Below are 26202 nucleotides of genomic sequence, written 5' to 3'. Positions count from 1 at the left end.
GTCGGAAGGTCACGCGCCGCGGCGGCACGCGACGAGATAGTTGATGTCGGTATCGTTCGACAGCGCGAAGCGCTTGCCGATCGGGTGATAGGTAATGCCCTTGATCTCCACGATATGCAGATCGGTCCCGCGCACGAAGCTCGCCAGTTCCGACGGGCGGATGAAGCGCGCGTAGTCGTGGGTGCCCTTCGGCAGCATCTGCGCGATGTACTCCGCACCGATCACTGCGAACAGGTAGGACTTCAGGTTGCGGTTCAGCGTGGAGAAGAACACCCAGCCGCCCGGCTTCACGAGCGTCGCGCACGCGGCGACGACGCCGGCCGGCGACGGGACGTGCTCGAGCATTTCCATGCACGTGACGACGTCATAGGTGCCCGGCTCGCGTTCGGCAATCGCTTCGGCGGCGATCGCCTCGTAATCGACCGTGATGCCGCTTTCGAGGCTGTGCAGGTCGGCCACGCCGAGCGCTTCGGTCGACAGGTCGATGCCTTTCACCTGCGCGCCGAGTCCGGCCATCGATTCGGACAGGATGCCGCCGCCGCAGCCGATATCGAGCGCGCGCTTGCCGGCGAGGTGCGCATGCGAATCGATCCAGCCGAGCCGGACCGGGTTCAGGTCGTGCAGGGGCTTGAATTCGGCGTTCGGATCCCACCACCGATGGGCGAGGTCGCTGAATTTCTGGAGTTCGTGCGGATCGGCGTTGGTCATGTCGGCAAACGGGCTACGGAAGGAGGGCGGTGCTGCGGTTCGTCAGACCCGAGTATATAAGAAGCGGACGAGCGGCGAAGCGGCGAGCGCCCGGACGGGCATCAAAGAAAAAGCCCCGCCGGAGCGGGGCTTTGAAGCAGTCGAAAACCGCGGCTTACTGTGCCGGAACGGTCGTCTTCTGGACTTCTTGCGTACCGACCACTTCGACTTCCACGCGGCGGTCCGGTGCGAGGCAGGCGATCAGTTGCTTGCGGTTCTTCTGGTTGCAGCCCGTCGTGACCGGGTTGCGCTTGCCCTTGCCTTCCGTGTAGATCTTGTTGGCCGGGACACCCTTGCTGACCAGGTACGACTTGACGGCTTGCGCGCGGCGCAGCGACAGGCGGTCGTTGTACTTGTCCGAACCGATGCGGTCCGTGTAGCCCGTAGCGACGACCACTTCCGTGTTCATGCCCTGGATCTTCGAAGCCAGTTCGTCCAGCTTTTGCTTGCCCAGCGGCTTGAGCGTTGCCTTGTCGAAGTCGAACAGTGCGTCGGCTTGATACGTGATCTTCTGGCTCGTGATTGCCGGAGCGACCGGTGCGACCGGAGCCGGAGCCGGTGCCTGGGCGACCAGTGCGCCATCGCACTTCGCGTTGGCGGTGGCCGGCGTCCAGAACGCGTCACGCCAGCAGAGCTCGTTCGTGCCGTTCATCCACACCCATTCGCCCGTGCCGTTCACCCAGTTGTCGTTGACGGCTTGACGCGACGCCGGCACCGACTGTGCCGAAGCGGATGCAGCCATAACTGCGGTAGCTGCAATGAACGCGAGCTTTGAAAGTTTATTCATATTTCTCCTCTCGAAATTGAGATTACCGCAGGTTTACTGCGAGCCTGTTGACGGTGACAAGTCATACATTGCTCGAAGTATAACATTGGTGCGGCACAAAAAACGCGGCACCGCTCTGTGTAGACTTCGAGCAGCGTCTAACTTTCAGTGCGTTGGCATTTTGCCATATCGTTCCCTTCCTACGAAAAAAAATCCTCCCCACCCTAAGATCGCTTCAACTTTGTGGTGCATGCGCAACACCGGCCTGCCGTAACTTTTAGAGATTGTCAAGAGTGGGTCCGCGAAATTGCGCGAAAGGCCGCAAATGTTTACCCGCGTGCGCGACTCGGATCCGCGCGGCCCCCGAGCCGCCTGAAGGGGCGCGATCGCGGCCGGTTCGCGGTGCCGCTGCCGTGGTCGCGATTTTTGCTGTTTACATATAGAGGGGGTGGCGAATCGGCGGCTGATGGGCGCATGTTAGAATCTCGCGTTGCGTTGCGCATGCAGCGCCCACGCGAAAGGCGTTCGCCGTCTTCGCTCCGAAACGATACGGATACATGGATCAATTCGCCAAAGAGACCCTGCCCACCTCCCTAGAGGAGGAAATGCGCCGTTCGTATCTCGATTACGCGATGAGCGTGATCGTCGGACGTGCCCTTCCGGATGTCCGCGATGGCCTGAAACCCGTGCACCGGCGCGTATTGTTCGCGATGCACGAACTGAACAACGACTGGAACCGCGCGTACAAGAAATCGGCGCGTATCGTCGGTGACGTGATCGGTAAGTATCACCCTCACGGCGATACCGCGGTGTATGACACGATCGTGCGGATGGCGCAGGACTTCTCGCTGCGCTACATGCTGATCGACGGGCAGGGCAACTTCGGCTCGATCGACGGCGACAACGCCGCGGCGATGCGTTACACCGAAATTCGCATGGCGAAGATCGGTCACGAGCTGCTCGCCGACATCGACAAGGAAACGGTCGACTTCGAGCCGAACTACGACGGCAACGAGATGCAGCCGTCGGTCCTGCCGTCGCGCATCCCGAACCTGCTGATCAACGGCTCGTCGGGCATTGCGGTCGGCATGGCGACCAACATCCCGCCGCACAACCTGAACGAAGTCGTCGACGCGTGCCAGCACCTGCTGGGCAACCCGGAAGCGACGATCGACGAGCTGATCGAGATCATCCCGGCGCCGGACTTCCCGACGGCCGGCATCATCTACGGCGTCGCCGGCGTGCGCGACGGCTACCGCACCGGGCGCGGCCGCGTCGTGATGCGCGCGGCCACGCACTTCGAGGAGATCGACCGCGGCCAGCGGATGGCGATCATCGTCGACGAGCTGCCGTACCAGGTGAACAAGCGCTCGCTGCTCGAGCGCATTGCCGAGCTCGTCAACGAGAAGAAGCTCGAGGGCATCTCCGACATCCGCGACGAGTCCGACAAGAGCGGCATGCGCGTCGTGATCGAGCTGAAGCGCGGCGAAGTGCCCGAAGTGGTGCTGAACAACCTGTACAAGGCGACGCAGCTGCAGGACACGTTCGGCATGAACATGGTCGCGCTGGTCGACGGCCAGCCGAAACTGCTGAACCTGAAGGAAATCCTGCAGTGCTTCCTGTCGCATCGACGCGAAGTGCTGACGCGCCGCACGATCTACGAACTGCGCAAGGCCCGCGAACGCGGCCACGTGCTCGAAGGTCTCGCGGTCGCGCTCGCGAACATCGACGAGTTCATCGCGATCATCAAGGCCGCGCCGACGCCGCCGATCGCGAAGCAGGAACTGATGGCGAAGCCGTGGGATTCGTCGCTCGTGCGCGAGATGCTGACGCGCGCCGAGACCGAGAACGCATCCGCGGGCGGCCGCTCCGCGTACCGTCCGGAAGGCCTGAACCCGGCGTTCGGGATGCAGACCGACGGGCTGTACCGTCTGTCCGACACGCAGGCGCAGGAAATCCTGCAGATGCGTCTGCAGCGCCTGACCGGTCTCGAGCAGGACAAGATCATCGGCGAGTACCGCGAAGTGATGGCGCAGATCGCCGACCTGCTGGACATCCTCGCGCGCCCGGAGCGGATCACGACGATGATCGGCGAAGAGCTGACGTCGGTGAAGGCCGAATTCGGCGACGCGCGCCGCTCGAAGATCGAGCTGAACGCGACCGAGCTGAATACCGAAGACCTGATCACGCCGCAGGACATGGTCGTCACGATGTCGCACGCGGGCTACGTGAAGTCGCAGCCGCTGTCCGAGTATCGCGCGCAGAAGCGCGGCGGTCGCGGCAAGCAGGCGACGCAGATGAAGGAAGACGACTGGATCGAGACGCTGTTCATCGCGAACACGCACGATTACATCCTGTGCTTCTCGAACCGCGGCCGCGTGTACTGGGTCAAGGTCTATGAAGTGCCGCAAGGCTCGCGCAACTCGCGCGGCCGTCCGATCGTCAACATGTTCCCGCTGCAGGAAGGCGAGAAGATCAACGTCGTGCTGCCGGTCAAGGAGTTCTCGGCCGACAAGTTCGTGTTCATGGCGACGTCGCTCGGCACCGTGAAGAAGACGCCGCTCGAGGCATTCAGCCGCCCGATGAAGAAGGGCATCATCGCGGTCGGCCTCGACGAGGGCGATTACCTGATCGGCGCGTCGATCACCGACGGCGCGCACGACGTGATGCTGTTCTCTGACGCAGGCAAGGCCGTGCGCTTCGACGAGAACGACGTGCGCCCGATGGGCCGGGAAGCGCGCGGCGTGCGCGGCATGCAGCTCGAGGACGGGCAGCAGGTCATCGCGCTGCTGGTTGCCGGCAGCGAGGAGCAGACCGTGCTCACCGCGACCGAAAACGGCTACGGCAAGCGCACGCCGATCACCGAGTACACGCGTCACGGCCGCGGCACGAAGGGGATGATCGCGATCCAGACGTCCGAGCGCAACGGCAAGGTCGTCGCCGCGACGCTCGTCGACGCCGAGGATCAGATCATGCTGATCACGACCGCCGGCGTGTTGATCCGGACGCGTGTGTCCGAGATTCGCGAAATGGGGCGCGCCACGCAAGGTGTTACACTCATCAGTCTCGATGAGGGTACCAAGCTCTCCGGCCTGCAGCAGATCGCGGAAGCCGAAGAGGGCGATGGCGAGGCCGACGAGGCGTCGGACGGCGAAGCCTGAAGAACGGATGAGACTCGAGCCGCCGCGGGCGAAAAGCGCCGCGGTCGGCGAGCAACCATTCATATTTCCAAAAGGGAGTGATGATGCAAAAGCAATTCAAGCAACTGGTTCTGCTGGCTGCACTGGTGCCGACGTTCGCGATGGCGCAAGCGCTGTCGAATTCCGCACCGGCTGCGACCGCGGCAGCTGCGCCGATCGACGCCGACAAGAAGGCAGCGATCAAGGATCTGCTCGACGCGATCGACGCGCCGAAGCTCGTGTCGGCTATCGGCAACAGCGCCGAGATGCAGGCAAAGCAGCTCGTGCCGGCGATCCTGTCGGACGCGCTGTCGGAAAACAAGTCGCTGAACGACAAGCAGAAGCAGGCTGCCGTGCCGACGCTGCAGAAGAACGCAGTGCCGAAGCTGGTTGACGGCGCGGGCAAGGTGTTCGGCTCGCAGCAGTTCCAGAACGATGCGATGTCGGCTCAGTACGACGCCTATGCGAAGTACTACAGCACGTCGGAGATCAAGGATCTGACGACGTTCTACAAGAGCCCGACGGGCCGCAAGTTCATCCAGGTTCAGGATCAGGTCGGCCGCGACGTGGTCAACGGCCTGATGCAGAAGTACATGCCGCAAGCGATCCAGGCGACGCGCGCGCAGGCTGACAAGGAAGTCGCGGCAGTCAAGCCGGGCAAGTAAGCTGTCCGGGCACGCCGCCCGGCCGTCCGGCCGGGTTTGGCGGGAGCCTGATGACAGTGCGATAATGGCCGTTTGCGCGCGAGCGCAAGCGGCCATTTCTTTTCAGGCGCGGTTCTTTCTGCCGGCGGCAAGCCGGTCGCAAGCCGGTCGCGTCCCTCCCGAGGTTTTCACGATGCGCGTCTTTAATTTCTCCGCCGGTCCTGCGGCGCTCCCCGAGGAAGTGCTGCGGCAGGCCGCCGACGAAATGCTCGACTGGCACGGCAGCGGCATGAGCGTGATGGAGATGAGCCATCGCGGCAAGGAATTCATGTCGATCCACGAGGCGGCGCTGACCGACCTGCGCGAACTGCTCGATGTGCCGGCCAGCCACCGGATCCTGTTCCTGCAGGGCGGCGGCATCGGCGCGAACGCGACCGTGCCGATGAACCTGCTCGGCTCGCGCAAGACCGCCGACTTCGTCGTGACGGGCTCGTGGTCGCAGAAGTCGTTCAACGAAGCGAAGAAATACGGCACGCCGCATCTGGCCGCCTCCGGCAAGACGGCCGACGGTTTCACGCGCGCGCCTGCCCGTGCCGAGTGGCAGCTGTCGGACGATCCGGCCTACGTGCATCTGTGCACGAACGAGACGATCGACGGCGTCGAGACGTTCGAGATTCCCGACCTCGGCGACGTGCCGCTCGTCGCCGATGTCTCGTCGCACATCCTGTCGCGCCCGATGGACGTCGCGAAGTACGGCGTGCTGTTCGGCGGCGCGCAGAAGAACATCGGGATAGCCGGCGTGACGGTCGTGATCGTGCGCGAGGATCTGCTCGATCGCGCGCTGTCGATCTGCCCGTCCGCATTCGAATGGAAAACCGTCGCCGAGAACAACTCGCTGTACAACACGCCGCCCACCTATGCGATCTACGTCGCGGGCCTCGTGTTCCAGTGGCTGAAGCGGCAGGGCGGCCTCGAGGCGATCGAGGCCCGCAATATCGAGAAGGCGAAGCTGCTCTACGACACGATCGATGCGAGCAGCTTCTATCTGAACAAGGTCGAGCCGGCGGCGCGTTCGCGGATGAACGTGCCCTTTTTCCTGGCCGACGAAACGCGCAATGAAGACTTCCTTGCCGGCGCAAAGGCGCGCGGGTTGCTGCAGCTGAAGGGCCACAAGTCCGTCGGCGGCATGCGGGCGTCGATCTACAACGCGGTGCCGCTCGAGGGCGTGCAAGCGCTCGTCGAGTACATGAAGGACTTCGAACGGCGCGGCGCCTGAGCGCAGCGCTGTTCAAACAGCACGGCAACTACGCATGGACGACGAACTGAATTCCCGCCTGAAACCGCTGCGCGACCGCATCGACGCGATCGACGCGCAGCTGATCGCGCTCCTCAACCAGCGCGCCGCGGTGGCGCTCGAGGTGGGCGAGGTCAAGAAGCACTTCAATGCGCCGGTGTTCCGGCCGGAACGCGAACTGCAGGTGATCGCGCGCCTGCAGGACATGAGCGCGGGGCCGCTCGCGAGCGAGCACATCAGCGCCATCTGGCGCGAGATCATGGCCGCGAGCCGCGCGCTCGAGCAGACGATCCACGTCGCGTTCCTCGGGCCGGTCGGCACGTACAGCGAACAGGCGATGTTCGAGTATTTCGGCCAGTCGATCGAAGGGCTGCCGTGTCCGTCGATCGACGAGGTGTTCCGCTCGGTCGAGGCGGGCGCGTCCGCATTCGGCATCGCGCCGGTCGAGAATTCGACCGAAGGCGCGGTGTCGCGCACGCTCGACCTGCTGCTGCAGACGCAGTTGCTGATCAGCGGCGAACTCGCGCTGCCGATCCATCACAACCTGCTCACGCAGAGCGGCACGCTCGACGGCGTGAAGCGCGTCTGCGCGCATGCGCAGGCACTCGCGCAATGCCAGCAGTGGCTCGCCGCGAACGCACCGCAGCTCGAGCGGCAAGCAGTGTCGAGCAACGCGGAGGCCGCGCGTCTCGCGGCGGCCGACCCGAGCGTCGCGGCGATCGCGGGCGACCGCGCGGCCGCGCACTACGGGCTGCAGATCGCGTTCTCGCTGATCCAGGACGATCCGCACAACCGCACGCGCTTCGTGATCATCGGCAAGCAGCCGGCCGGACCGAGCGGTCACGACCAGACCTCGCTGATCGTGTCGGTGAAGAACGAGCCGGGCGCGGTGTTCAAGCTGCTCGAACCGCTCGCGCGGCACGGGGTGTCGATGACCCGCTTCGAATCGCGCCCGGCGCGCGTCGGCACGTGGGAGTATTACTTCTACATCGACATCGAAGGGCACCGGGACGAGCCAGCCGTGGCCGCCGCGCTCGCGGAGCTCGGCCAGAAGGCCGCGTTCCTGAAGGTACTCGGTTCGTATCCGCGCGCGCGCTGACGCGCAGCGGCCCGTCGCCTGCACCGCGCAGGCGGCGCGGCGAAGCGGGCAGGGCAGGCCGGGCGGCGCTGCCCAAGGCGGGCTCGGGAGGTATCCGGTGCAGGTCGTGCCGGGTGCGGGCCCGTTGCCCGGAATCTGGACTTCCGCGCGCGGGCATCGTTCCGCGCGCGTCACTTGGCTCTTGTCGTGTCAGGCTTTGCATTCAACAAACTGGTCATCTTCGGCGTCGGCCTGATCGGCGGATCGCTGGCGCGCGCGCTGCGCGAGCGCGCACCGGGCGGCGCGGGCGAAGTCGTCGGCGTCGGCCGTTCCCGTGCGTCAGTCGAGCGCGCGCTCGCGCTCGGCGTGATCGATCGCGCGGCGGCGCTCGACGACGATGCGCAACTGCGCGACGCGCTTGCCGGCGCCGATCTCGTGCTGCTGGCCGCGCCCGTCGCGCAAACGGGCCCGTTGCTCGCGCGCATCGCGCCGTGGCTCGAGGCCGCGACGCTCGTCACCGACGCGGGCAGCACCAAGTCCGATGTCGTCGCGGCGGCGCGCGAGGTGCTCGGTGCGCGGATCGCGCAATTCGTGCCGGGCCACCCGATCGCCGGGCGCGAGTCGAGCGGTGTCGAGGCCGCGCTGCCGGATCTGTACGTCGGCCGCAACGTCGTGCTGTGCCCGCTGCCGGAGAACGCACCCGACGCGGTCGCGCGGATCGACGCGATGTGGCGGGCGACCGGCGCCGACGTGCGCACGATGAGCACGGCGCAGCACGATCGCGTGTTCGCGTCGATCAGCCATCTGCCGCACGTGCTGTCGTTCGCGCTCGTCGAGCAGATCCTCGGCGAGACGGATGCCGAACTGAAATTCTCGTATGCGGCGGGCGGCTTCCGCGACTTCACGCGGATCGCGGCGTCGAGCCCGGAAATGTGGCGCGACGTGTGTGTCGCGAATCGCGCGGCGCTGCTCGACGAGCTCGACGGCTACACGCGCGTGCTCGCCCGGCTGCGTGCGGCGATCGACGCCGGCGACGGCGCGGCGCTCGAAGCCGTGTTCACGCGCTCGCGCGCGGCCCGCAAGGCATGGCAGGAACGCGGCGCTCAGCCCGCTGCCGAACCGGTCAAGAAATAACAGGAAACAGGACGATTCCCATGGACTATCTCGATCTCGGCCCGTATTCCAGTGCGTCGGGCACCGTGCGCCTGCCCGGCTCGAAGAGCATCTCGAACCGTGTGCTGCTGCTTGCGGCGCTTGCCGAAGGCGATACGACGATCACCAACCTGCTGGATTCCGACGACACCCGCGTGATGCTCGATGCACTCGGCAAGCTCGGCGTGAAGCTCGCGCGCGAGGGCGACACCTGTGTCGTCACCGGCACGCGCGGCGCGTTCACCGCGAAGACCGCCGACCTGTTCCTCGGCAACGCGGGCACCGCGGTGCGACCGTTGACGGCGGCGCTCGCGGTCAATGGCGGCGACTATCGCGTGCATGGCGTGCCGCGCATGCACGAGCGGCCGATCGGCGATCTCGTCGACGGCCTGCGGCAGATCGGCGCGCAGATCGACTACGAGCAGAACGACGGTTTTCCGCCGCTTCGGATCAAGCCTGCGGCGATCGCGGTCGACGCGCCGATCCGCGTGCGCGGCGACGTGTCGAGCCAGTTTCTCACCGCGCTGCTGATGACGCTGCCGCTCGTGAAGGCGAAGGACGGCAGGATCGTCGTCGAAGTCGACGGCGAACTGATCTCGAAGCCGTACATCGACATCACGATCCGGCTGATGGAGCGCTTCGGCGTGACCATCGAGCGCGACGGCTGGCAGCGCTTCGTCGTGCCGGCCGGCGTCCGCTACCGTTCGCCGGGGCGCATCATGGTCGAGGGCGATGCGTCGTCGGCCTCGTATTTCCTCGCGGCCGGCGCGCTCGGCGGCGGCCCGCTGCGCGTCGAGGGCGTAGGGCGCGCGAGCATCCAGGGCGACGTCGGCTTTGCGAATGCGCTGATGCAGATGGGCGCGAACGTATCGATGGGCGACGACTGGATCGAGGTGCGCGGCATCGGCCACGACCATGGCAAGCTCGAGCCGATCGACATGGACTTCAACCTGATTCCCGACGCGGCGATGACCATCGCGGTCGCGGCGCTGTTCGCGAGCGGCACGAGCACGCTGCGCAACATCGCGAGCTGGCGCGTGAAGGAAACCGACCGCATCGCCGCGATGGCGACCGAGTTGCGCAAGGTCGGCGCAATCGTCGAGGAAGGCCCCGACTATCTGGTCGTCACGCCGCCGCAACAACTCACGCCGAACGCCGCGATCGACACGTACGACGATCACCGGATGGCGATGTGCTTCTCGCTCGTCAGTCTGGGCGGCGTGCCCGTGCGAATCAACGATCCGAAGTGCGTCGGCAAGACGTTCCCCGACTATTTCGACCGCTTCGCCGCGCTCGCCAAGGCCTGACCCACCGTACCGATGAAATCCACCCGACCCTTTCACCCGACCCCCGTCATCACGATCGACGGTCCGACCGCTTCCGGCAAGGGGACCGTCGCCGCGCTCGTCGCCGCGCATCTCGGCTTCCACCTGCTCGACAGCGGCGCGCTGTATCGTCTCGCCGCGCTCGCGAGCGTACGCTACGGCATCGCGGCGGAGGACATCGACGCGCTCGTGAAGCTGATCGACGATCTTCACATCACGTTTCGCGAAGGCTGCGCGCAGCTCGACGGCGTCGACGTGTCGAACGACATCCGCGCCGAAGCGGTCGGCAACCGCGCGTCGGCGATTGCCGTGCACGGGCCGGTGCGTACCGCGCTGGTCGCGCGCCAGCGCGCATTCCGCAAGACGCCGGGCCTCGTCGCCGACGGGCGCGACATGGGCACCGTGATCTTCCCGGACGCCGTGCTGAAGGTGTTTCTGACGGCCAGCGCCGAGGCGCGCGCGGCCAGACGGCATAAGCAATTGATGCAAAAAGGTTTTTCTGCTAATATAGATGACTTGCTCCGGGATCTTCGTGAACGTGACGCGCGCGACAGCAATCGCGCCGCCGCGCCGCTGAGGCCCGCGGCAGATGCCAAGCTGCTCGATACGTCGGCGCTTTCGGTCGATGAAGCGGTCGACCAGGTGCTGCAGTGGTACCGGGCGCTCGGCCAGCCCGCCTGAGAAGGCGGGCGGCAGTAGGTGCGTCGCGCGGGCAGCGCGGAGCGTGTTTCGAACCCTTAACCCCGTATGGACCTCGATCTGGCCCTTTCAGCCTGCCATTCCGGCCGGCGTGGCACAGCGAGCCATGCACAATCAGATTTTTATGTCCGACCTGCAAACCTCCACCCCGAATACCGAATCCTTTGCGGCTCTGTTCGAAGAGTCGCTGACCCGTCAAGACATGCGCGCCGGCGAAGTGATTTCCGCCGAAGTCGTGCGCGTCGACCACAACTTCGTGGTCGTCAATGCAGGCCTGAAGTCCGAGGCTTACATTCCGATCGAGGAATTCCTGAACGATCAGGGCGAGGTTGAGGTGCAGTCGGGCGATTTCGTGTCCGTCGCGATCGACGCACTCGAAAACGGCTACGGCGACACGATCCTGTCGCGCGACAAGGCGAAGCGCCTTGCATCGTGGCTGTCGCTGGAAAAGGCCCTCGACAACAACGAACTCGTCACCGGCACGATCACCGGCAAGGTGAAGGGCGGCATGACCGTGATGGTCAACGGCATCCGCGCGTTCCTGCCGGGTTCGCTGGTCGACACGCGTCCGGTCAAGGACACGACCCCGTACGAAGGCAAGACGCTCGAGTTCCGCGTGATCAAGCTCGATCGCAAGCGTAACAACGTCGTGCTGTCGCGTCGTGCAGTGATCGAAGCAACGCAAGGCGAAGAGCGCGCGAAGCTGCTCGAGACGCTGAAGGAAGGCGCGATCGTCAACGGCGTGGTCAAGAACATCACCGACTACGGCGCGTTCGTCGACCTCGGCGGCATCGACGGCCTGCTGCACATCACCGACATCGCATGGCGTCGCGTGCGTCACCCGAGCGAAGTCCTGTCGGTTGGCCAGGAAGTCACCGCGAAGATCCTCAAGTTCGACCAAGAGAAGAACCGCGTCTCGCTGGGCATCAAGCAACTGGGCGACGATCCGTGGGAAGGCATCTCGCGCCGTTACCCGTCGGGCACGCGCCTGTTCGGCAAGGTCACGAACATCACCGACTACGGCGCATTCGTCGAAGTGGAATCGGGCATCGAAGGCCTCGTCCACGTGTCGGAAATGGACTGGACCAACAAGAACGTTGCACCGTCGAAGGTTGTCCAGCTGGGCGACGAAGTCGAAGTCATGGTCCTCGAGATCGACGAAGACCGTCGTCGTATCAGCCTCGGCATGAAGCAGTGCAAGCCGAATCCGTGGGATGACTTCAGCCGCAACTTCAAGAAGGGCGACAAGATCACGGGCGCAATCAAGTCGATCACCGACTTCGGCGTGTTCATCGGTCTGCCGGGCGGCATCGACGGCCTGGTCCACCTGTCGGACCTGTCGTGGAGCGAAGCCGGCGAAGAAGCCGTTCGCAAGTACAAGAAGGGCGACGAAGTCGAAGCGATCGTGCTCGGTATCGACGTCGAGAAGGAGCGTATTTCGCTCGGCATCAAGCAGCTCGAAGGCGACCCGTTCAGCAACTACGTTGCAATGAACGACAAGGGTTCGATCGTCGACGGCGTGGTGAAGTCGGTCGATGCGAAGGGCGCTGTCATCACGCTGACGGGCGACATCGAAGGCTACCTGCGTGCATCGGAAATCTCGCAGGATCGCGTCGAAGACGCACGCAACGTGCTGAAGGAAGGCGACAAGGTCAACGCGATGGTGATCAACATCGATCGCAAGTCGCGTGGCATCAACCTGTCGATCAAGGCGAAGGATTCGGCTGAACAACAGGAAGCGATCCGCGGCCTGCAGTCGGACACCAGCGCTGCTGCGACCGGTACGACCAACCTCGGCGCGCTGCTGAAGGCGAAGCTCGACGGCCAGAACCAGTAAGCCTCACGAGGTCTGCTGAAGTATGACCAAATCCGAGTTGGTCGCGCAGCTGGCACTGCGATTTCCGCAACTTGTCCTCAAGGATGCGGATTTCGCGGTGAAAACGATGCTCGATGCGATGTCCGACGCCTTGGCGAAAGGGCATCGCATCGAAATTCGGGGTTTCGGCAGCTTCGGCCTCAACCGTCGCCCGGCGCGCGTCGGACGCAACCCGAAGTCGGGGGAGAAGGTGCAGGTGCCCGAGAAGTTCGTGCCTCACTTCAAGCCCGGCAAGGAATTGCGTGAACGCGTCGACGGCCGCGCCGGCGAGCCGCTGAAAGCTGATGATCCGGACGACGAACGTTGAACGTCGTTCGGCTTGCCCGGAATCCGTCCGGCGAAGGCTGAAGAAAAAAGCGCCCCTTGCGGGCGCTTTTTTCATTTCCGGCTGCCGTGCGGCAATGCGCATCCGCAGGATGTGCGGTGACGCGGAAACGCTTCCTTTACAATACGGGTCGATTCGGCGCCGCGAAGGGGAGTCGCGCGCCGCGGCAAACCTCAACAAAGAGAGGGCTACATGAAGTTTATCGTCTGGCTGATCCGGGTATTGGTGTTCGTGCTGCTGCTGGTGCTCGCACTGGCCAATACGCAAACCGCGACGCTGAATTTCGTTGCCGGCTACGCATGGCAAGCGCCGCTGATCCTGATCGGCCTCGCGTTCTTCGTCGTCGGGCTGCTGGCCGGCCTGCTGTCGGCACTGCCGGCGATGTTCCGCCTGCGCCTCGAGAACGGGCGCCTGAAGCGCGATCTGCGTGCGGCGCGCGAAACCCCGGCCATCGTCGACCAGCCGCCGATGCCGCCCGTCATTTAACACGGACGCCGCGCGACTCCCGCGCGGTTTTCGTCTCTGCTTCGATATTTCGCATGGATCTGGATTTCTGGTGGTTGCTCGCGATTCCGGTGGCGTTCGCGCTCGGCTGGGCGGCGTCACGCTATGACCTGAAGAACCTCCTGTCGGAGAGCGCCAACCTGCCGCGATCGTATTTCCGCGGCCTGAACTTTCTGTTGAACGAACAACCGGACAAGGCGATCGACGCGTTCATCGAGGTCGCGAAACTCGACCCCGAGACGGTCGAGCTGCACTTCGCGCTCGGTAACCTGTTCCGCCGTCGCGGCGAAACGGACCGTGCGATCCGCGTGCACCAGAATCTGCTGAGCCGCACGGACCTGCCGGTCAACGAGCGCGACCATGCGCTGTACGAACTCGGCCAGGATTTCCTGAAGGCCGGCCTGCTCGATCGTGCCGAGGAGGCCTTCCACCGGCTCGCCGACGGCGACTACGCGCTGGGCGCGCAGCGGGCGCTGCTGACGATCTACGAGATCGAGAAGGACTGGAACAAGTCGATCGACACCGCGAAGCGCATCGAATCGATGAGCGACAAGCCGCTCGGCACCGAAATAGCGCAGTTCCACTGCGAACTCGCGCAGGACGCGCTGCAACGCAAGAACGCCACTGCCGCGGCCGACCAGTTGAAGCTCGCGCTTGCCGCGAACCCGCAGAACGTCCGCGCGACGATCCTGTCCGGTGATGCCGCGCAGGCGGCGGGCGATCACGCGGCCGCGATCGAGCACTGGAAGCGCGTCGAGGCGCAAAATCCCGCTTATCTGCCGCTCGTCGCCGACAAGCTGATGAAGGCCTATGTCGCGCTCGACAAGCCGGTCGAGGGCGCCGAGCTGCTGATGGGCTACGTCGATCGCTATCCGTCGAACGACCTGCTCGATACTGCGTATCAGCACATCGCCGGGTTGCGCGGCCAGGACGCGGCGCATACGCTCGCGCGCACGCAGATGGAGAAGTCGCCGAACCTGTCGGGCATGCTGCACCTGCTCGATGCGCAGATCGCGGCCGCCGACGAGCCGCGCCGTAAGGAACTTGAAATGATGCGCGCGCTGATCAAGCAGCGCACCAAAAATCTGCCACGCTATACGTGCCAGAATTGCGGTTTCCGGGCACGGCTCTTCTACTGGCAGTGCCCCGGATGCAGCGGCTGGGAAACCTATGCGCCGCGCCGCGTCGAACCTGCGATGCCGGGTTGATCCCGGGGCGCGGCGCCGACGCACTGCGGTTCCCGCCGGGTCCGGCCCGGCGGGCAAGTTAGTCAATTACCGGGACGTACCGGAACATCTATGAAAATCACCATCATCGGCACCGGCTATGTCGGTCTTGTCACAGGCTCCTGCCTCGCCGAGATCGGCCACGACGTCTTCTGTCTGGATGTCGATCCGCGCAAGATCGAGATCCTGAACAACGGCGGGATGCCGATTCACGAACCGGGCCTGCTGGACATCATCGCGCGCAATCGCGCGGCAGGGCGTCTGCGCTTCTCGACGGACATCGAGGCGAGCGTCGCGCACGGCGAGATCCAGTTCATCGCCGTCGGCACGCCGCCCGACGAGGACGGTTCGGCCGACCTGCAATACGTGCTCGAGGCCGCGCGCAACATCGGTCGTTACATGACCGGTTTCAAGGTGATCGTCGACAAGTCGACGGTGCCGGTCGGCACCGCGCAGCGCGTGCGCGCGGTGGTCGACGAGGCGCTCGGCGCCCGCGGGCTTGCGGGCAGCGTCGCGCACCGTTTCTCGGTCGTATCGAATCCGGAATTCCTGAAGGAAGGCGCGGCAGTCGAGGACTTCATGCGCCCGGACCGGATCGTCATCGGCGTCGACGACGACGAGACGGGCACGGTGGCGCGCGAGAGGATGAAGAAGCTGTACGCGCCGTTCAACCGCAATCACGAGCGCACGATCTACATGGACGTGCGTTCGGCGGAATTCGCGAAATATGCGGCGAATGCGATGCTCGCGACCCGCATCTCGTTCATGAACGAGATGTCGAATCTCGCCGACAAGGTCGGTGCTGACATCGAAGCCGTGCGCCGCGGGATCGGTTCCGATCCGCGCATCGGCTATCACTTCCTGTACGCGGGCGTCGGCTACGGCGGCTCGTGCTTCCCGAAGGACGTGCAGGCGCTGATCCGCACCGCCGGCGAGAACGGCCAGCCGCTGCGCATCCTGGAGGCCGTCGAAGCGGCCAACTCCGCACAGAAGGACGTGCTGATCGGCAAGATCGAGCAGCGCTTCGGCGCGGACCTGACCGGTCGCGAATTCGCGGTCTGGGGCCTCGCGTTCAAGCCGAATACGGACGACATGCGCGAGGCGCCGAGCCGTCGGCTGATCGCCGCGCTGCTCGGGCGTGGCGCGATCGTGCGCGCGTACGATCCCGTCGCGATCGACGAGGCGCGCCGCGTGTTCGCGCTCGATCTCGGCGAGGCTTCCGACGCGCTTGCGCGTCTGCATTTCGTCGATACCCAGGACGCGGCCGTGAGCGCCGCGGATGCGCTCGTGATCGTCACCGAGTGGAAGGAATTCCGGAGCCCGGATTTCACGCGCCTGAAGGCCGAACTGAAGGCGCCGGTGATCTTCGACGGGCGCAACCTGTACGAACCGGACGCGATGGCCGAACTCGGCTTCGACTACCATGCGATCGGGCGTCCGCACGTCGATCCGCAGTCCCCCTCCCGTGGATGAGCGCACGATGACGACCCTTCGCGAAGTGGTGCCGGTCCCGCGCGCGCAGCTCGCGCGTTCGCGTGTGCTCGTGGTCGGCGACGTGATGCTCGACCGCTACTGGTTCGGCAACGTCGACCGTATTTCGCCGGAAGCGCCGGTGCCCGTCGTGCACGTGCAGCGCCAGGAAGAGCGGCTCGGCGGCGCGGCCAACGTCGCGCGCAACGCCGTGACGCTCGGCGCCCAGGCCGGGCTGCTGTGCGTGGTCGGCTGCGACGAACCCGGTGAGCGGATCGTCGAGCTGCTCGGCAGCAGTGGCGTCACGCCCCATCTCGAGCGCGACGCGGCGCTGCCGACGACCATCAAGCTGCGCGTGCTTGCGCGCCAGCAGCAGCTGCTGCGCGTCGATTTCGAAGCGATGCCGACGCACGAGGTGCTGCTCGCCGGGCTCGCGCGGTTCGACGCGCTGCTGCCGCAGCACGACATCGTGCTGATGTCGGATTACGCGAAAGGCGGGCTGACGCACGTGACGACGATGATCGAGAAGGCGCGCGCGGCCGGCAAGCCGGTGCTCGTCGATCCGAAGGGCGGCGACTGGGCGCGCTATCGCGGCGCCTCGCTGATCACGCCGAACCGCGCGGAGTTGCGCGAAGTCGTCGGTCAGTGGCATTCGGAAGACGACCTTCGCGCGCGCGTCGCGAAGCTGCGCGCGGAACTCGATCTCGATGCGTTGCTGCTCACGCGTTCGGAAGAGGGGATGACGCTCTTTTCCGCCGCGGGCGAACTGCACGCGCCGGCGCTCGCGCGCGAGGTGTACGACGTGTCGGGGGCGGGCGATACCGTGATCGCGACCGTCGCGACGATGCTCGGCGCAGGCGTGCCGCTCGTCGACGCCGTCGTGCTGGCGAACCGTGCCGCGGGTATCGTGGTCGGCAAGCTCGGCACGGCGACCGTCGGCTACGACGAACTGTTTCACTGAGCGCATCGGGCGGCGCACGCGCCGGCCGGACGGCTCCCATTTTTCAGGCAGGACGACCATGACCATCATCGTCACCGGCGCAGCCGGTTTTATCGGCGCGAACATCGTCAAGGCGCTCAACGAGCGTGGCGAGTCGCGCATCATCGCGGTCGACAATCTGACGCGCGCGGAAAAGTTCCGCAATCTCGTCGATTGCGAGATCGACGACTATCTCGACAAGACGGAATTCGTCGAACGCTTCGCACGCGGCGATTTCGGCAAGGTACGCGCGGTGTTCCACGAAGGCGCCTGTTCGGACACGATGGAAACCGACGGCCGCTACATGATGGACAACAACTTCCGCTACAGCCGCGCGGTGCTCGATGCGTGCCTCGCGCAGGGCGCGCAGTTCCTGTACGCGTCGTCTGCGGCGACCTACGGCGGCTCGACGCGCTTCGTCGAGGAGCGCGAGGTCGAGGCGCCGCTGAACGTCTACGGCTATTCGAAGTTCCTGTTCGACCAGGTGATCCGGCGCGTGCTGCCGAGCGCGAAGAGCCAGATCGCCGGGTTCCGCTACTTCAACGTGTACGGCCCGCGCGAGACGCACAAGGGCCGCATGGCGTCGGTCGCGTTCCACAACTTCAACCAGTTCCGCGCGGAAGGCAAGGTCAAGCTGTTCGGCGAGTACAACGGTTATGCGCCGGGCGAGCAGACGCGCGACTTCGTGTCGATCGAGGATGTCGCGAAGGTGAACCTGTTCTTCTTCGATCATCCGGAGAAGTCGGGCATCTTCAACCTCGGCACCGGCCGCGCACAACCGTTCAACGACATCGCGTCGACGGTCGTGAACACGCTGCGCGCGCTCGACGGCCTGCCGCCGCTGACGCTCGCGCAGCAGGTCGAGCAGGGGCTGATCGAATACGTACCGTTCCCGGATGCGCTGCGCGGCAAGTACCAGTGCTTCACGCAGGCCGACCAGACGAAGCTGCGTGCTGCCGGCTACGACGCGCCGTTCCTGACGGTGCAGGAAGGTGTCGACCGTTACGTGCGTTGGCTGTCCGGCCAGGTTTAAGTCCGCGCGTCGCATCGCTAGACTGGGTCTCACGGTCGGCAGCCGCCGACCGTTTTTCATCGGAGATCCAGCACATGATCAGGAAATGGTTTGCCGCCGCAGCGATGTTCGGCGCGATCGCGTCGGCCTGGGCGGCCGTCGACGTCAACACCGCGAACGAGGATGCACTCGTCGGTATCAAGGGCATCGGTCCCGCGCGGGCAAAGGCGATTCTCGACGAGCGCGGCGCACGCGGCCCGTTCAGGAATGCAGACGATCTTGCATCGCGCGTGAAAGGCATGGGCGGCCATACGGTCGAGCGCCTTCAGCAGGAGGGGTTGACGATCGGCGCAGCAGGCTCGGGTGCGCAGGCACCCGCCGCGGGCAAGCCCACGGCAGTGAAACCTGCCGCGGCGCCCGCCCGCACTGCGCAGAAGTAACGCTCGCGAGGCGAAGGGCTCCTTCAGTCGCCGTCGTTGCGACGGCTTCCCGCGGCATGCCGCGGGTTTTTTGCGTGCATGCTGCACGCGCACGATCGTGAATCGCGGGCACGCCTATTCCACCGTCGCAATGGGGGTTGCCGGCGCGAGCCCCGGCGCTGGTTTACAATCAATCGATTGATCAGCCTCGCACTCACGGTATCTCCATGGCTTACAAAACTATCGAAGACACGATCGGCAACACGCCGCTCGTGCAACTGGTCCGCCTGCCGGACGACGAGATTCGCGCACGCAACAACGTGTTGCTCGCCAAGCTGGAAGGCAACAATCCGGCCGGTTCCGTGAAGGATCGCCCTGCGCTGTCGATGATCAACAAGGCCGAGGCGCGCGGCCGCATCAAGCCGGGCGATACGCTGATCGAGGCGACGAGCGGCAATACGGGCATCGCGCTCGCGATGGCCGCGGCGATCCGCGGTTACAAGATGGTGCTGATCATGCCGGAGGACCTGTCGGTCGAGCGTCGCCAGAGCATGGCCGCTTACGGTGCCGAAATCATCCTGACGCCGGTAAAGGGCGGGATGGAACTGGCGCGCGACCTCGCGGAGCAGATGCAGCGCGAAGGCAAGGGCGTGATCCTCGATCAGTTCGGGAACCCCGACAACCCGCTCGCGCACTACGAAGGAACGGGCCCGGAGATCTGGCGCGACACCGAGGGGCGCGTCACGCACTTCGTGTCGGCGATGGGCACGACGGGCACGATCATGGGCACGTCGCGTTTTCTGAAGGAACAGAATCCGGCGATCGAGATCGTTGGCGCGCAGCCGGAAGAAGGGTCGCGCATCCCGGGCATTCGCAAGTGGCCGGAGGCCTATATGCCGACGATCTTCGATCGCAGTCGCGTCGATCGCGTCGAGAGCGTGAGCCAGGCCGCGTCCGAAACGATGGCGCGCCGGCTCGCGGCCGTCGAAGGCATCTTTGCCGGCATCTCGTCGGGTGGCGCATGCGAAGTCGCGATGCGCATCGCGCGCCAGGTGGAGAACGCGACGATCGTGTTCATCGTCTGCGATCGCGGCGACCGATACCTGTCGACCGGCGTGTTTCCTGCCTGAGCCGGAACGGCATCGGCAGGATCACGCGATAAAAAAGCGCCGCACGAGCGGCGCTTTTTCTTTGCGCGGGCCGAGCTTACTGCGCTGGTGCTTCCGTGTCCGCCGCGGGCAGCGGCAGCGCGCCGCTCGCTTCCATCTGCGCCTTCACGGCTTCGCCGAGCTGGTACACGGTGAGCGCGTAGAAGAAGCTGCGGTTGTAGCGCGTCAGCACGTAGAAGTTCTTGAGGCCGAGCATGTACTCGGTTGCGCGCCCCGGCGACGGCAGATCGACCACGGTCACCGGCGTGCCGGCTTCGGTGGTGATATTGACCGTCGGCTCGTTGAGCGTCATGCCGGCGCGCAGCAGCTGCGACAGTGCCCAGTGCGGTTCGGGCTGGCCGTCCGCGGCCGCCTGGGCGATGCCGAGGCTGCCCGTGTCGGGCGTGATCCGCCAGACCACCGGGCGGTCGGTTTCCCAGCCGTGCTGCTTCAGGTAGTTTGCGACGCTGCCGATCGCATCGGCAGGACTGCTGCGCAGATCGACGTGGCCGCCGCCGTCGTAGTCGACCGCATACTCGCGGATGCTGCTCGGCAGGAACTGCGGGATGCCGATCGCACCCGTGTACGAGCCGAGCACGGTGGTCGGGTCGAGCTGGTTGTCGCGGGTCCAGACGAGGAAGTCCTCGAGGTTCTTGCGGAACGTGGCCTGGCGGCTGTCGCGATTCGGCGTGTCCGGGTAGTCGAACGTGAGCGTCGTCAGCGCATCGAGCACGCGGAAGTTGCCCATGTAGCGGCCGTAGATCGTTTCGACGCCGATGATGCCGACGATCACCTCGGGCGGCACGCCAAATTCCTCGGACGCGCGCTGCAGCGTTGCCCGGTTCGCCTTCCAGAATTTCACGCCCGCGTTGATGCGGATCGGTTCGATGAAGCGCGAACGATAGACGCTCCAGTTCTTCACCGAAGGCGTCGGCGCCGGCTTCACGAGTTTCACGGCCGTGGCCGAGTAGCTGACGCGCGAGAACAGCGCGTGCAGGCTTGCGGAATCGAAGCCGTTGCGGCTCACCATCTCGTCGATGAACGCATCGACCTTCGCGTTGCTCGCGTAACGCTGCGGAACGATCTCCTCTTCGAAGGTCTGGCCCGGCGGCGTCGGCTGCTGCGGTTGCGCCTGCGCGACGAGCGTGCCGGGAGACTTCGCAGGCTGTGTTTGCGCGGCGGCGGGTGCGGCGGCCAGGGTAGCGGCGACGGCAGCGGCAACGAGCGGAACGCGAACGCGGAACAGTGCGGAGAGAAGGGCGGCAGGCTTGCTGGAATTCATGTCGAAGCGGGCGGACAGGGCGATGGGGTTCGGCGCAGTATACCCGACGCACCTTGCGTGCCGGGGCGTAGCAGCGCACCGTTGTGGTAAGTTAGCGGCGAATTCGCGGCAGACGATGGACATCATTGATGGAGACCAGCGGCGCAACCCGCGTCGCGGATGACAGCTTATGGCAACCGCCTTCTATACGCACCCCGACTGCATGCTGCACGAGATGGGGGAATGGCATCCGGAATGCCCGGCCCGACTGTCGGCGATCCAGGATCAGCTGATCGCGAGCCGCATCGACGACCTGATCGTGCACGAAACCGCGCCGTTCGCGAGCGAGGTGGCGCTGGGCCGCGTGCATACGCAGGCCCATATCGACTACATCCGCAGCATGATGCCCGTCGACGGCTACGTCGAGATCGATCCCGACACGCTGATGAACCGCGACACGTGGCGCGCCGCGCTGCGTGCGGCTGGCGCCGCGATCGCGGCGACCGACGCGGTGATCGAAGGCCGCTACGCGAATGCGTTCTGCAGCGTTCGGCCGCCCGGCCATCACGCGGAACCCGCGCGCGCGATGGGCTTCTGCTTCTTCAACAACGTCGCGATCGCCGCGCGGCACGCGCTCGACGTGCACGGCCTCGAGCGGGTCGCGATCATCGATTTCGACGTGCACCACGGCAACGGCACCGAAGCCGCGTTCGCGAACGACGAGCGCGTGCTGATGTGCAGCTTCTTCCAGCATCCGCTGTACCCGTTCTCGGGCGCCGATCACCAGGCGCCGAACATGGTCAACCTGCCGATGCCTGCGCGCAGCAACGGGATGGCGATCCGCGAAGCGGTCGACATGTTCTGGCTGCCGCGTCTCGACGCGTTCAAGCCGCAAATGCTGTTCGTGTCGGCCGGTTTCGACGCGCATCGCGAGGACGACATCGGCAACCTCGGTCTCGTCGAATCCGATTTCGAATGGCTGACCGCCCAGGTCGTCGACGTCGCGCGCCGGCATGCGCAGGGTCGCATCGTGAGCTGTCTCGAGGGCGGCTACAACCTGTCGGCACTCGGGCGCAGCGTGGTCGCGCACCTGCGCGTGCTGGCCGGCATCTGACCGGCAGCGGATCGGCGCGCGCTCAGCGCGCCGGCACGTGCGCGTGAATCCACGCGATCAGCGCATCGATCACGCGGTCGCGCTCGAGATCGTTCATCGTTTCGTGGAACCCGCCTTCGTATAGCGTCAGCGTGCGATCGGGCGAGCCGACACGGGCGCCGAACGCGCGGCTTCCATCGGGTTCGGTCAGCTTGTCCTCGGTGCCGTGATAGACGAGCACCGGCACGCGCAGCGCACCGCGACCGTGCTCGATGCGCGCCATCGCATCGAGGATTTCGGCGCCGGTGCGCGCCGGCACCGCGCCGTGGTGCACGAGCGGATCGGCGCGATTGGCGGCGACGACGGCCGGATCGCGCGACAGCAGCGCCGCATCGATCCTGATTGCAGGGAAGCTCGGCCACACGCGGCTGATGAAGCGGCTCATCGCGAGCATCCAGCGCGGCACGTCGCGTCCCGGCGCGAGCGCCGGGCTCGACAGCACGAGGCCTGCCAGCGCGTGGCCGCGAGCCGGCACGCGTTCGATCGCATACAGCGCCGCGACGGCGCCGCCCATGCTGTGCCCCATCAGGAAGAGCGGCGTGGCGCCGCGGGCGGCTTCGGCAACCAGCGCATCCGCATCGTTCAGGTAATCGTCGAAACACTCGACCCATGCGCGTTTGCCGGGCGACTGGCCGTGCCCGCGCAGATCGATCGCCAGCACGTCGATGCCCGCCGCGTTCAATCTGGCCGCGAGCGCCGCGTAACGGCCCGCATGCTCGGCGAGGCCGTGGACGAGCGCGATCGTCGCAAGCGGCGGCAGCGTGCCGTCGCCGGCCGGCCAGCGATACGACGCCAGTTCGAGCCCGTCCGCGGTACGCAGCCGGCCCATCCGCGGGGCGGGCGGCGATACCGGGCCCGATGCCGAGGTGGCGGCGGGTGCGGCGGCCTGCGTGGTGGTGGCGGTCATCTGGCGGGTCCCCTGTCTCGTTGGCATCGGTGTTCCGGATCATAGTCGCGGTAGCCGCGCGGCGGCCCAGCAGCGCCCCTCTAATTTCGTCTGGTTATGAAAAGATCGAAATCGATTATTAAGTGGAATGAGGCGTTTGCGGTAAAATCGCCGGCTATTCCAGATGCTTCGGCGGCCGACTGGCGGGCCTCGCCAGCCGGCCGCCGTTTTGTTTACATGATCGAATTACGCAATCTGTCGCAGCGTTTTCCCGGGCCGACCGGCTGGGTCGACGCATTGCACAACGTCAATCTGAGGATCCCGCAGGGAGAGGTGTTCGGCATCATCGGCCGAAGCGGCGCCGGCAAGAGCACGCTCGTGCGCACCATCAACCTGCTCACGCGGCCGACCGAAGGCAATGTCGTCGTCGGGGGACGCGATCTCACGCTGCTGTCGTCCGGCGCGCTGCGCGAAGCGCGCCGCGAAATCGGCATGATCTTCCAGCACTTCAATCTGCTGTCGTCGCGCACGGTGTTCGACAACGTCGCGCTGCCGCTCGAGCTGGCCGGCGCGAGCCGTGCCGAGATCGAGGCGGCGGTGCTGCCGCTGCTCGACCTCGTCGGGCTGTCCGCGCAGAAGGATCGCTATCCGGCGCAGATCAGCGGCGGCCAGAAGCAGCGCGTCGGCATCGCCCGCGCGCTCGCGAGCAAGCCGAAGGTACTGCTGTCGGACGAAGCGACGTCGGCGCTCGACCCCGAGACCACGCGCGCGATCCTCGACCTGCTGAAGCGCATCAACCGCGAGCTCGGCCTGACGATCGTGCTGATCACGCACCAGATGGAAGTCATCAAGCAGGTGTGCGATCGCGTGGCGGTGCTCGACGCGGGCCGCGTGGTCGAAGAGGGCCGCGTGATCGACGTGTTCCTGCAGCCGCATCACGAAGTGACGCGCGCGCTGATCGGCGACGTGATCGCGCAGGAACTGCCGCCGGCGCTGAAGGCGCGCGTGGCCGAGCGGCTGAAGACGGGCAGCGGGCATCTGCTGCGGCTCGCGTTCACCGGCTCGGGTGTCGATCAGCCGATCCTGTCGGAGACGATCCGCCGGTACGAACTCGATTTCAACATCCTGCATGGCCAGATCGACGAGATCCAGGGGCAGGCGTTCGGGTCGCTCGCGGTGCTCGCGGGCGGCGAACCGGGCAAGGTCGGGCAGGCGCTCGCGTTCCTGCGCGAGCAAGGTGTGGTGGTAGAGGAGCTTTCGTATGTTGAGTGAGATGTTCGATATGTTCGTGCAGTCGTTCTGGGAGACGCTGATCATGGTCGGCATCTCGGGGGCGGTCGGCGCGCTCGTCGGGCTGCCGCTCGGCGTGCTGCTCTACCTGACCGACCGCCAGGGCGTGCTGCAGAACCTCGGCGTGAATCGCGTGCTCGGCGGCATCGTGAACGCGGTGCGCTCGACGCCGTTCATCATCCTGCTGGTCGCGGTCATACCGTTCACGCGGCTCGTCACGGGGTCGTCGATCGGCACGGCCGCAGCGGTCGTGCCGCTGACGCTCGCGGCCGCACCGTTCGTCGCGCGGCTGGTCGAGACCGCGCTGCGCGAAGTCGACCGCGGGCTGATCGAGGCCGCCCAGTCGATGGGTGCGACGACCTCGCAGATCGTGTTCAAGGTGCTGCTGCCCGAATCGCTGCCGGGCATCGTCGCGGGCCTGACGATCACGTTCGTGTCGCTCGTCGGCTATTCGGCGATGGCCGGTGCGATCGGCGGCGGCGGGCTCGGCGATCTCGGGATCCGCTACGGCTACCAGCGCTATCTGCCGGAAGTGATGTGGACAGTCGTCGCGATCCTGATCGTGTTCGTGCAGATCGTGCAGTCGTTCGGCGACTGGCTCGTGCGCCGGCTGAGCCACAAGTAAAACGACATTCATTCGTTGGGGGATAGGATGCAACGACGCTTCATGCTGAAGTTCGCGGCCGCATTCGGCGCGGCCGCACTGTTCGCGAGCGCGCACGCGCAGACCGAAACCATCAAGGTGGGCGTGACGGGCGGCCCGCACGCGCAGATCATGGAGGTGGTGAAGAAGGTCGCGGCCAAGGGCGGCCTCGACATCCGCGTCGTCGAATTCTCGGATTACGTGCAACCGAACGCGGCGCTCGCGTCGGGCGATCTCGACGCGAACAGCTACCAGCACGATCCGTATCTGCAGGCGCAGGTGAAGGATCGCGGCTACAAGCTGATCAAGGTCGCGGAGACCGTCACGTTCCCGATGGGCATCTATTCGAAGCGGGTGAAGTCGCTGGCCGAGTTGAAGCCGGGCGCGCGCATCGCGGTGCCGAACGATCCGACCAACGGCGGCCGTGCGCTGCTGTTGCTGCAGAAACAGGGGCTCCTGAAGCTGCGCGCGGACGCCGGGCTGAAGGCGACGCCGCTCGACATCGTCGACAACCCGCGCAAGCTGAAGATCGTCGAGCTCGATGCGGCGCAGATTCCGCGCTCGCTCGGCGACGTCGACGCGGCCGCGATCAATACCAACTACGCGATGGAAGCGGGGTTGAAACCGAAACAGGATGCGATCGCGATCGAGGGCCCGACTGGCCCGTACGCGAACATTCTCGCGATTCGCGAGGCCGACCGGGGTAAGCCGTGGGTCGCGAAGCTGGTCGCGGCTTATCATTCCGCGGAAGTGAAGCAGTTCATCGAACAGAAGTTCGGCGGCGCGGTGATCGCCGCCTGGTAACACGTGATGCGGGGCGCGCCCGGTGACGATTAGAGTCGATGATCGAAAACCCGGGCTTTGCGTCCGGGTTTTTTCTCTTTTAAAATAGAACGACCGTTCGCTATTGCCGGCGCGCCGGAGAGGCGCGCTATCCTCGATAGCCGCGATGGATTGGTCCGCTTGGCCGCGCAGTCATGAGGCCTCGCTATAGAATGGCCTCTGGTCGTATTCGTAACTTTGGAGCGTGTGCATGAAAATCCTGGTGCCAGTGAAAAGAGTGGTCGATTACAACGTGAAGGTCCGCGTGAAGTCGGACAACACGGGCGTCGACATCGCGAACGTG

24 protein-coding genes and 1 pseudogene are annotated in these 26202 nt (G+C 65.6%); 21 read left to right on the top strand and 4 right to left on the bottom strand.

The window, feature by feature from the left end:
* Positions 1 to 9 precede the first annotated feature (9 nt).
* A complete protein-coding gene (gene ubiG, locus DIE17_RS24625; RefSeq protein WP_044844843.1) occupies positions 10 to 708 on the bottom strand; it encodes a bifunctional 2-polyprenyl-6-hydroxyphenol methylase/3-demethylubiquinol 3-O-methyltransferase UbiG in 699 nt (232 codons plus the stop codon).
* 154 nt (positions 709 to 862) lie between these two features.
* Complete coding sequence (gene ompA / locus DIE17_RS24620) at positions 863 to 1534, bottom strand: outer membrane protein OmpA (RefSeq protein WP_044844842.1); 672 nt, start codon at positions 1532 to 1534, stop codon at positions 863 to 865.
* A 536-nt stretch (positions 1535 to 2070) separates the two neighbouring features.
* Between ompA and gyrA the strand changes: the two genes are divergently transcribed.
* From gyrA to cysM, 16 genes are all read left to right on the top strand, one after another.
* Positions 2071 to 4674 carry a DNA gyrase subunit A gene (gene gyrA, locus DIE17_RS24615; protein ID WP_044844841.1) on the top strand — a complete coding sequence of 868 codons (2604 nt, stop codon included), beginning with the start codon at positions 2071 to 2073 and terminating at the stop codon, positions 4672 to 4674.
* A gap of 83 nt (positions 4675 to 4757) precedes the next feature.
* Positions 4758 to 5357, top strand: a complete 600-nt coding sequence (locus DIE17_RS24610; RefSeq protein WP_044844860.1) for a DUF2059 domain-containing protein — start codon at positions 4758 to 4760, stop codon at positions 5355 to 5357.
* A gap of 172 nt (positions 5358 to 5529) precedes the next feature.
* Entirely contained in the window at positions 5530 to 6612 is a 1083-nt protein-coding gene (gene serC, locus DIE17_RS24605; protein ID WP_124487823.1) for a 3-phosphoserine/phosphohydroxythreonine transaminase, read from the top strand.
* 34 nt (positions 6613 to 6646) lie between these two features.
* On the top strand, positions 6647 to 7729 hold the full coding sequence (pheA, locus tag DIE17_RS24600) for a prephenate dehydratase (RefSeq protein ID WP_044844839.1): 1083 nt from the start codon (positions 6647 to 6649) through the stop codon (positions 7727 to 7729).
* A gap of 186 nt (positions 7730 to 7915) precedes the next feature.
* Complete coding sequence (locus DIE17_RS24595; RefSeq protein ID WP_124487824.1) at positions 7916 to 8842, top strand: prephenate dehydrogenase/arogenate dehydrogenase family protein; 927 nt, start codon at positions 7916 to 7918, stop codon at positions 8840 to 8842.
* 20 nt (positions 8843 to 8862) lie between these two features.
* Entirely contained in the window at positions 8863 to 10167 is a 1305-nt protein-coding gene (gene aroA / locus DIE17_RS24590; RefSeq protein ID WP_124487825.1) for a 3-phosphoshikimate 1-carboxyvinyltransferase, read from the top strand.
* Positions 10168 to 10179: 12 nt separating this feature from the next.
* Positions 10180 to 10866: a (d)CMP kinase gene (cmk, locus tag DIE17_RS24585; RefSeq protein WP_124487826.1), complete on the top strand. Its 687-nt coding sequence runs from the start codon at positions 10180 to 10182 to the stop codon at positions 10864 to 10866.
* A 142-nt stretch (positions 10867 to 11008) separates the two neighbouring features.
* A complete protein-coding gene (gene rpsA / locus DIE17_RS24580) occupies positions 11009 to 12721 on the top strand; it encodes a 30S ribosomal protein S1 (protein ID WP_044844859.1) in 1713 nt (570 codons plus the stop codon).
* 22 nt (positions 12722 to 12743) lie between these two features.
* Complete coding sequence (locus DIE17_RS24575) at positions 12744 to 13067, top strand: integration host factor subunit beta (protein ID WP_034187427.1); 324 nt, start codon at positions 12744 to 12746, stop codon at positions 13065 to 13067.
* A gap of 210 nt (positions 13068 to 13277) precedes the next feature.
* On the top strand, positions 13278 to 13571 hold the full coding sequence (locus DIE17_RS24570; RefSeq protein ID WP_044844835.1) for a lipopolysaccharide assembly protein LapA domain-containing protein: 294 nt from the start codon (positions 13278 to 13280) through the stop codon (positions 13569 to 13571).
* A gap of 53 nt (positions 13572 to 13624) precedes the next feature.
* Positions 13625 to 14797, top strand: a complete 1173-nt coding sequence (gene lapB / locus DIE17_RS24565) for a lipopolysaccharide assembly protein LapB (RefSeq protein ID WP_124487827.1) — start codon at positions 13625 to 13627, stop codon at positions 14795 to 14797.
* Positions 14798 to 14887: 90 nt separating this feature from the next.
* Entirely contained in the window at positions 14888 to 16288 is a 1401-nt protein-coding gene (locus DIE17_RS24560) for a UDP-glucose/GDP-mannose dehydrogenase family protein (RefSeq protein ID WP_124487828.1), read from the top strand.
* A 7-nt stretch (positions 16289 to 16295) separates the two neighbouring features.
* Positions 16296 to 17246, top strand: coding sequence for a D-glycero-beta-D-manno-heptose-7-phosphate kinase (gene rfaE1 / locus DIE17_RS24555; protein WP_124487829.1), 951 nt, complete (start codon positions 16296 to 16298; stop codon positions 17244 to 17246).
* A 58-nt stretch (positions 17247 to 17304) separates the two neighbouring features.
* Positions 17305 to 18297 carry an ADP-glyceromanno-heptose 6-epimerase gene (gene rfaD / locus DIE17_RS24550; RefSeq protein ID WP_044844832.1) on the top strand — a complete coding sequence of 331 codons (993 nt, stop codon included), beginning with the start codon at positions 17305 to 17307 and terminating at the stop codon, positions 18295 to 18297.
* Between the two features lie 74 nt (positions 18298 to 18371).
* Positions 18372 to 18716, top strand: a complete 345-nt coding sequence (locus DIE17_RS24545; protein WP_124487830.1) for a helix-hairpin-helix domain-containing protein — start codon at positions 18372 to 18374, stop codon at positions 18714 to 18716.
* 206 nt (positions 18717 to 18922) lie between these two features.
* On the top strand, positions 18923 to 19825 hold the full coding sequence (gene cysM / locus DIE17_RS24540) for a cysteine synthase CysM (protein ID WP_124487831.1): 903 nt from the start codon (positions 18923 to 18925) through the stop codon (positions 19823 to 19825).
* 76 nt (positions 19826 to 19901) lie between these two features.
* Here the strand turns inward: cysM and mltB are convergent, their stop codons facing one another.
* A complete protein-coding gene (gene mltB, locus DIE17_RS24535) occupies positions 19902 to 21251 on the bottom strand; it encodes a lytic murein transglycosylase B (RefSeq protein ID WP_082088495.1) in 1350 nt (449 codons plus the stop codon).
* 43 nt (positions 21252 to 21294) lie between these two features.
* Here mltB and DIE17_RS24530 point away from each other — a divergent pair, with 43 nt between their 5' ends.
* Positions 21295 to 22218 (top strand): histone deacetylase family protein, encoded by a 924-nt coding sequence (locus tag DIE17_RS24530; RefSeq protein WP_044844828.1) that lies wholly within the window; start codon positions 21295 to 21297, stop codon positions 22216 to 22218.
* 22 nt (positions 22219 to 22240) lie between these two features.
* Here the strand turns inward: DIE17_RS24530 and DIE17_RS24525 are convergent, their stop codons facing one another.
* Positions 22241 to 23164, bottom strand: a complete 924-nt coding sequence (locus DIE17_RS24525; RefSeq protein WP_124487832.1) for an alpha/beta hydrolase — start codon at positions 23162 to 23164, stop codon at positions 22241 to 22243.
* Positions 23165 to 23380: 216 nt separating this feature from the next.
* Between DIE17_RS24525 and DIE17_RS24520 the strand changes: the two genes are divergently transcribed.
* From DIE17_RS24520 to DIE17_RS24505, 4 genes and pseudogenes are all read left to right on the top strand, one after another.
* Complete coding sequence (locus DIE17_RS24520; protein WP_124487833.1) at positions 23381 to 24415, top strand: methionine ABC transporter ATP-binding protein; 1035 nt, start codon at positions 23381 to 23383, stop codon at positions 24413 to 24415.
* Positions 24405 to 25058: a methionine ABC transporter permease gene (locus tag DIE17_RS24515; protein WP_044844825.1), complete on the top strand. Its 654-nt coding sequence runs from the start codon at positions 24405 to 24407 to the stop codon at positions 25056 to 25058. Before DIE17_RS24520 ends, DIE17_RS24515 begins: the two co-directional genes overlap by 11 nt.
* Before the next feature lie 27 nt (positions 25059 to 25085).
* Positions 25086 to 25880, top strand: coding sequence for a MetQ/NlpA family ABC transporter substrate-binding protein (locus DIE17_RS24510; protein ID WP_124487834.1), 795 nt, complete (start codon positions 25086 to 25088; stop codon positions 25878 to 25880).
* 229 nt (positions 25881 to 26109) lie between these two features.
* Positions 26110 to 26202: pseudogene (locus tag DIE17_RS24505) on the top strand (electron transfer flavoprotein subunit beta/FixA family protein); the annotation flags it as partial.

It is taken from the genome of Burkholderia sp. Bp9099, from assembly GCF_003857805.1.
Taxonomy (GTDB): domain Bacteria; phylum Pseudomonadota; class Gammaproteobacteria; order Burkholderiales; family Burkholderiaceae; genus Burkholderia.
The sequence above is the reverse complement of the archived record's forward strand: the minus strand, read 5'-3'. Positions and strand labels throughout refer to the sequence as shown.

Coding starts and splice junctions, on each gene's coding strand:
- ubiG (WP_044844843.1), bottom strand. CDS start 708: ATGACCAACGCCGATCCGCACGAACTCCAGAAATTCAGCGACCTCGCC.
- ompA (WP_044844842.1), bottom strand. CDS start 1,534: ATGAATAAACTTTCAAAGCTCGCGTTCATTGCAGCTACCGCAGTTATG.
- gyrA (WP_044844841.1), top strand. CDS start 2,071: ATGGATCAATTCGCCAAAGAGACCCTGCCCACCTCCCTAGAGGAGGAA.
- DIE17_RS24610 (WP_044844860.1), top strand. CDS start 4,758: ATGCAAAAGCAATTCAAGCAACTGGTTCTGCTGGCTGCACTGGTGCCG.
- serC (WP_124487823.1), top strand. CDS start 5,530: ATGCGCGTCTTTAATTTCTCCGCCGGTCCTGCGGCGCTCCCCGAGGAA.
- pheA (WP_044844839.1), top strand. CDS start 6,647: ATGGACGACGAACTGAATTCCCGCCTGAAACCGCTGCGCGACCGCATC.
- aroA (WP_124487825.1), top strand. CDS start 8,863: ATGGACTATCTCGATCTCGGCCCGTATTCCAGTGCGTCGGGCACCGTG.
- cmk (WP_124487826.1), top strand. CDS start 10,180: ATGAAATCCACCCGACCCTTTCACCCGACCCCCGTCATCACGATCGAC.
- rpsA (WP_044844859.1), top strand. CDS start 11,009: ATGTCCGACCTGCAAACCTCCACCCCGAATACCGAATCCTTTGCGGCT.
- DIE17_RS24575 (WP_034187427.1), top strand. CDS start 12,744: ATGACCAAATCCGAGTTGGTCGCGCAGCTGGCACTGCGATTTCCGCAA.
- DIE17_RS24570 (WP_044844835.1), top strand. CDS start 13,278: ATGAAGTTTATCGTCTGGCTGATCCGGGTATTGGTGTTCGTGCTGCTG.
- lapB (WP_124487827.1), top strand. CDS start 13,625: ATGGATCTGGATTTCTGGTGGTTGCTCGCGATTCCGGTGGCGTTCGCG.
- DIE17_RS24560 (WP_124487828.1), top strand. CDS start 14,888: ATGAAAATCACCATCATCGGCACCGGCTATGTCGGTCTTGTCACAGGC.
- rfaE1 (WP_124487829.1), top strand. CDS start 16,296: ATGACGACCCTTCGCGAAGTGGTGCCGGTCCCGCGCGCGCAGCTCGCG.
- rfaD (WP_044844832.1), top strand. CDS start 17,305: ATGACCATCATCGTCACCGGCGCAGCCGGTTTTATCGGCGCGAACATC.
- DIE17_RS24545 (WP_124487830.1), top strand. CDS start 18,372: ATGATCAGGAAATGGTTTGCCGCCGCAGCGATGTTCGGCGCGATCGCG.
- cysM (WP_124487831.1), top strand. CDS start 18,923: ATGGCTTACAAAACTATCGAAGACACGATCGGCAACACGCCGCTCGTG.
- mltB (WP_082088495.1), bottom strand. CDS start 21,251: ATGATGTCCATCGTCTGCCGCGAATTCGCCGCTAACTTACCACAACGG.
- DIE17_RS24530 (WP_044844828.1), top strand. CDS start 21,295: ATGGCAACCGCCTTCTATACGCACCCCGACTGCATGCTGCACGAGATG.
- DIE17_RS24525 (WP_124487832.1), bottom strand. CDS start 23,164: ATGACCGCCACCACCACGCAGGCCGCCGCACCCGCCGCCACCTCGGCA.
- DIE17_RS24520 (WP_124487833.1), top strand. CDS start 23,381: ATGATCGAATTACGCAATCTGTCGCAGCGTTTTCCCGGGCCGACCGGC.
- DIE17_RS24515 (WP_044844825.1), top strand. CDS start 24,405: ATGTTGAGTGAGATGTTCGATATGTTCGTGCAGTCGTTCTGGGAGACG.
- DIE17_RS24510 (WP_124487834.1), top strand. CDS start 25,086: ATGCAACGACGCTTCATGCTGAAGTTCGCGGCCGCATTCGGCGCGGCC.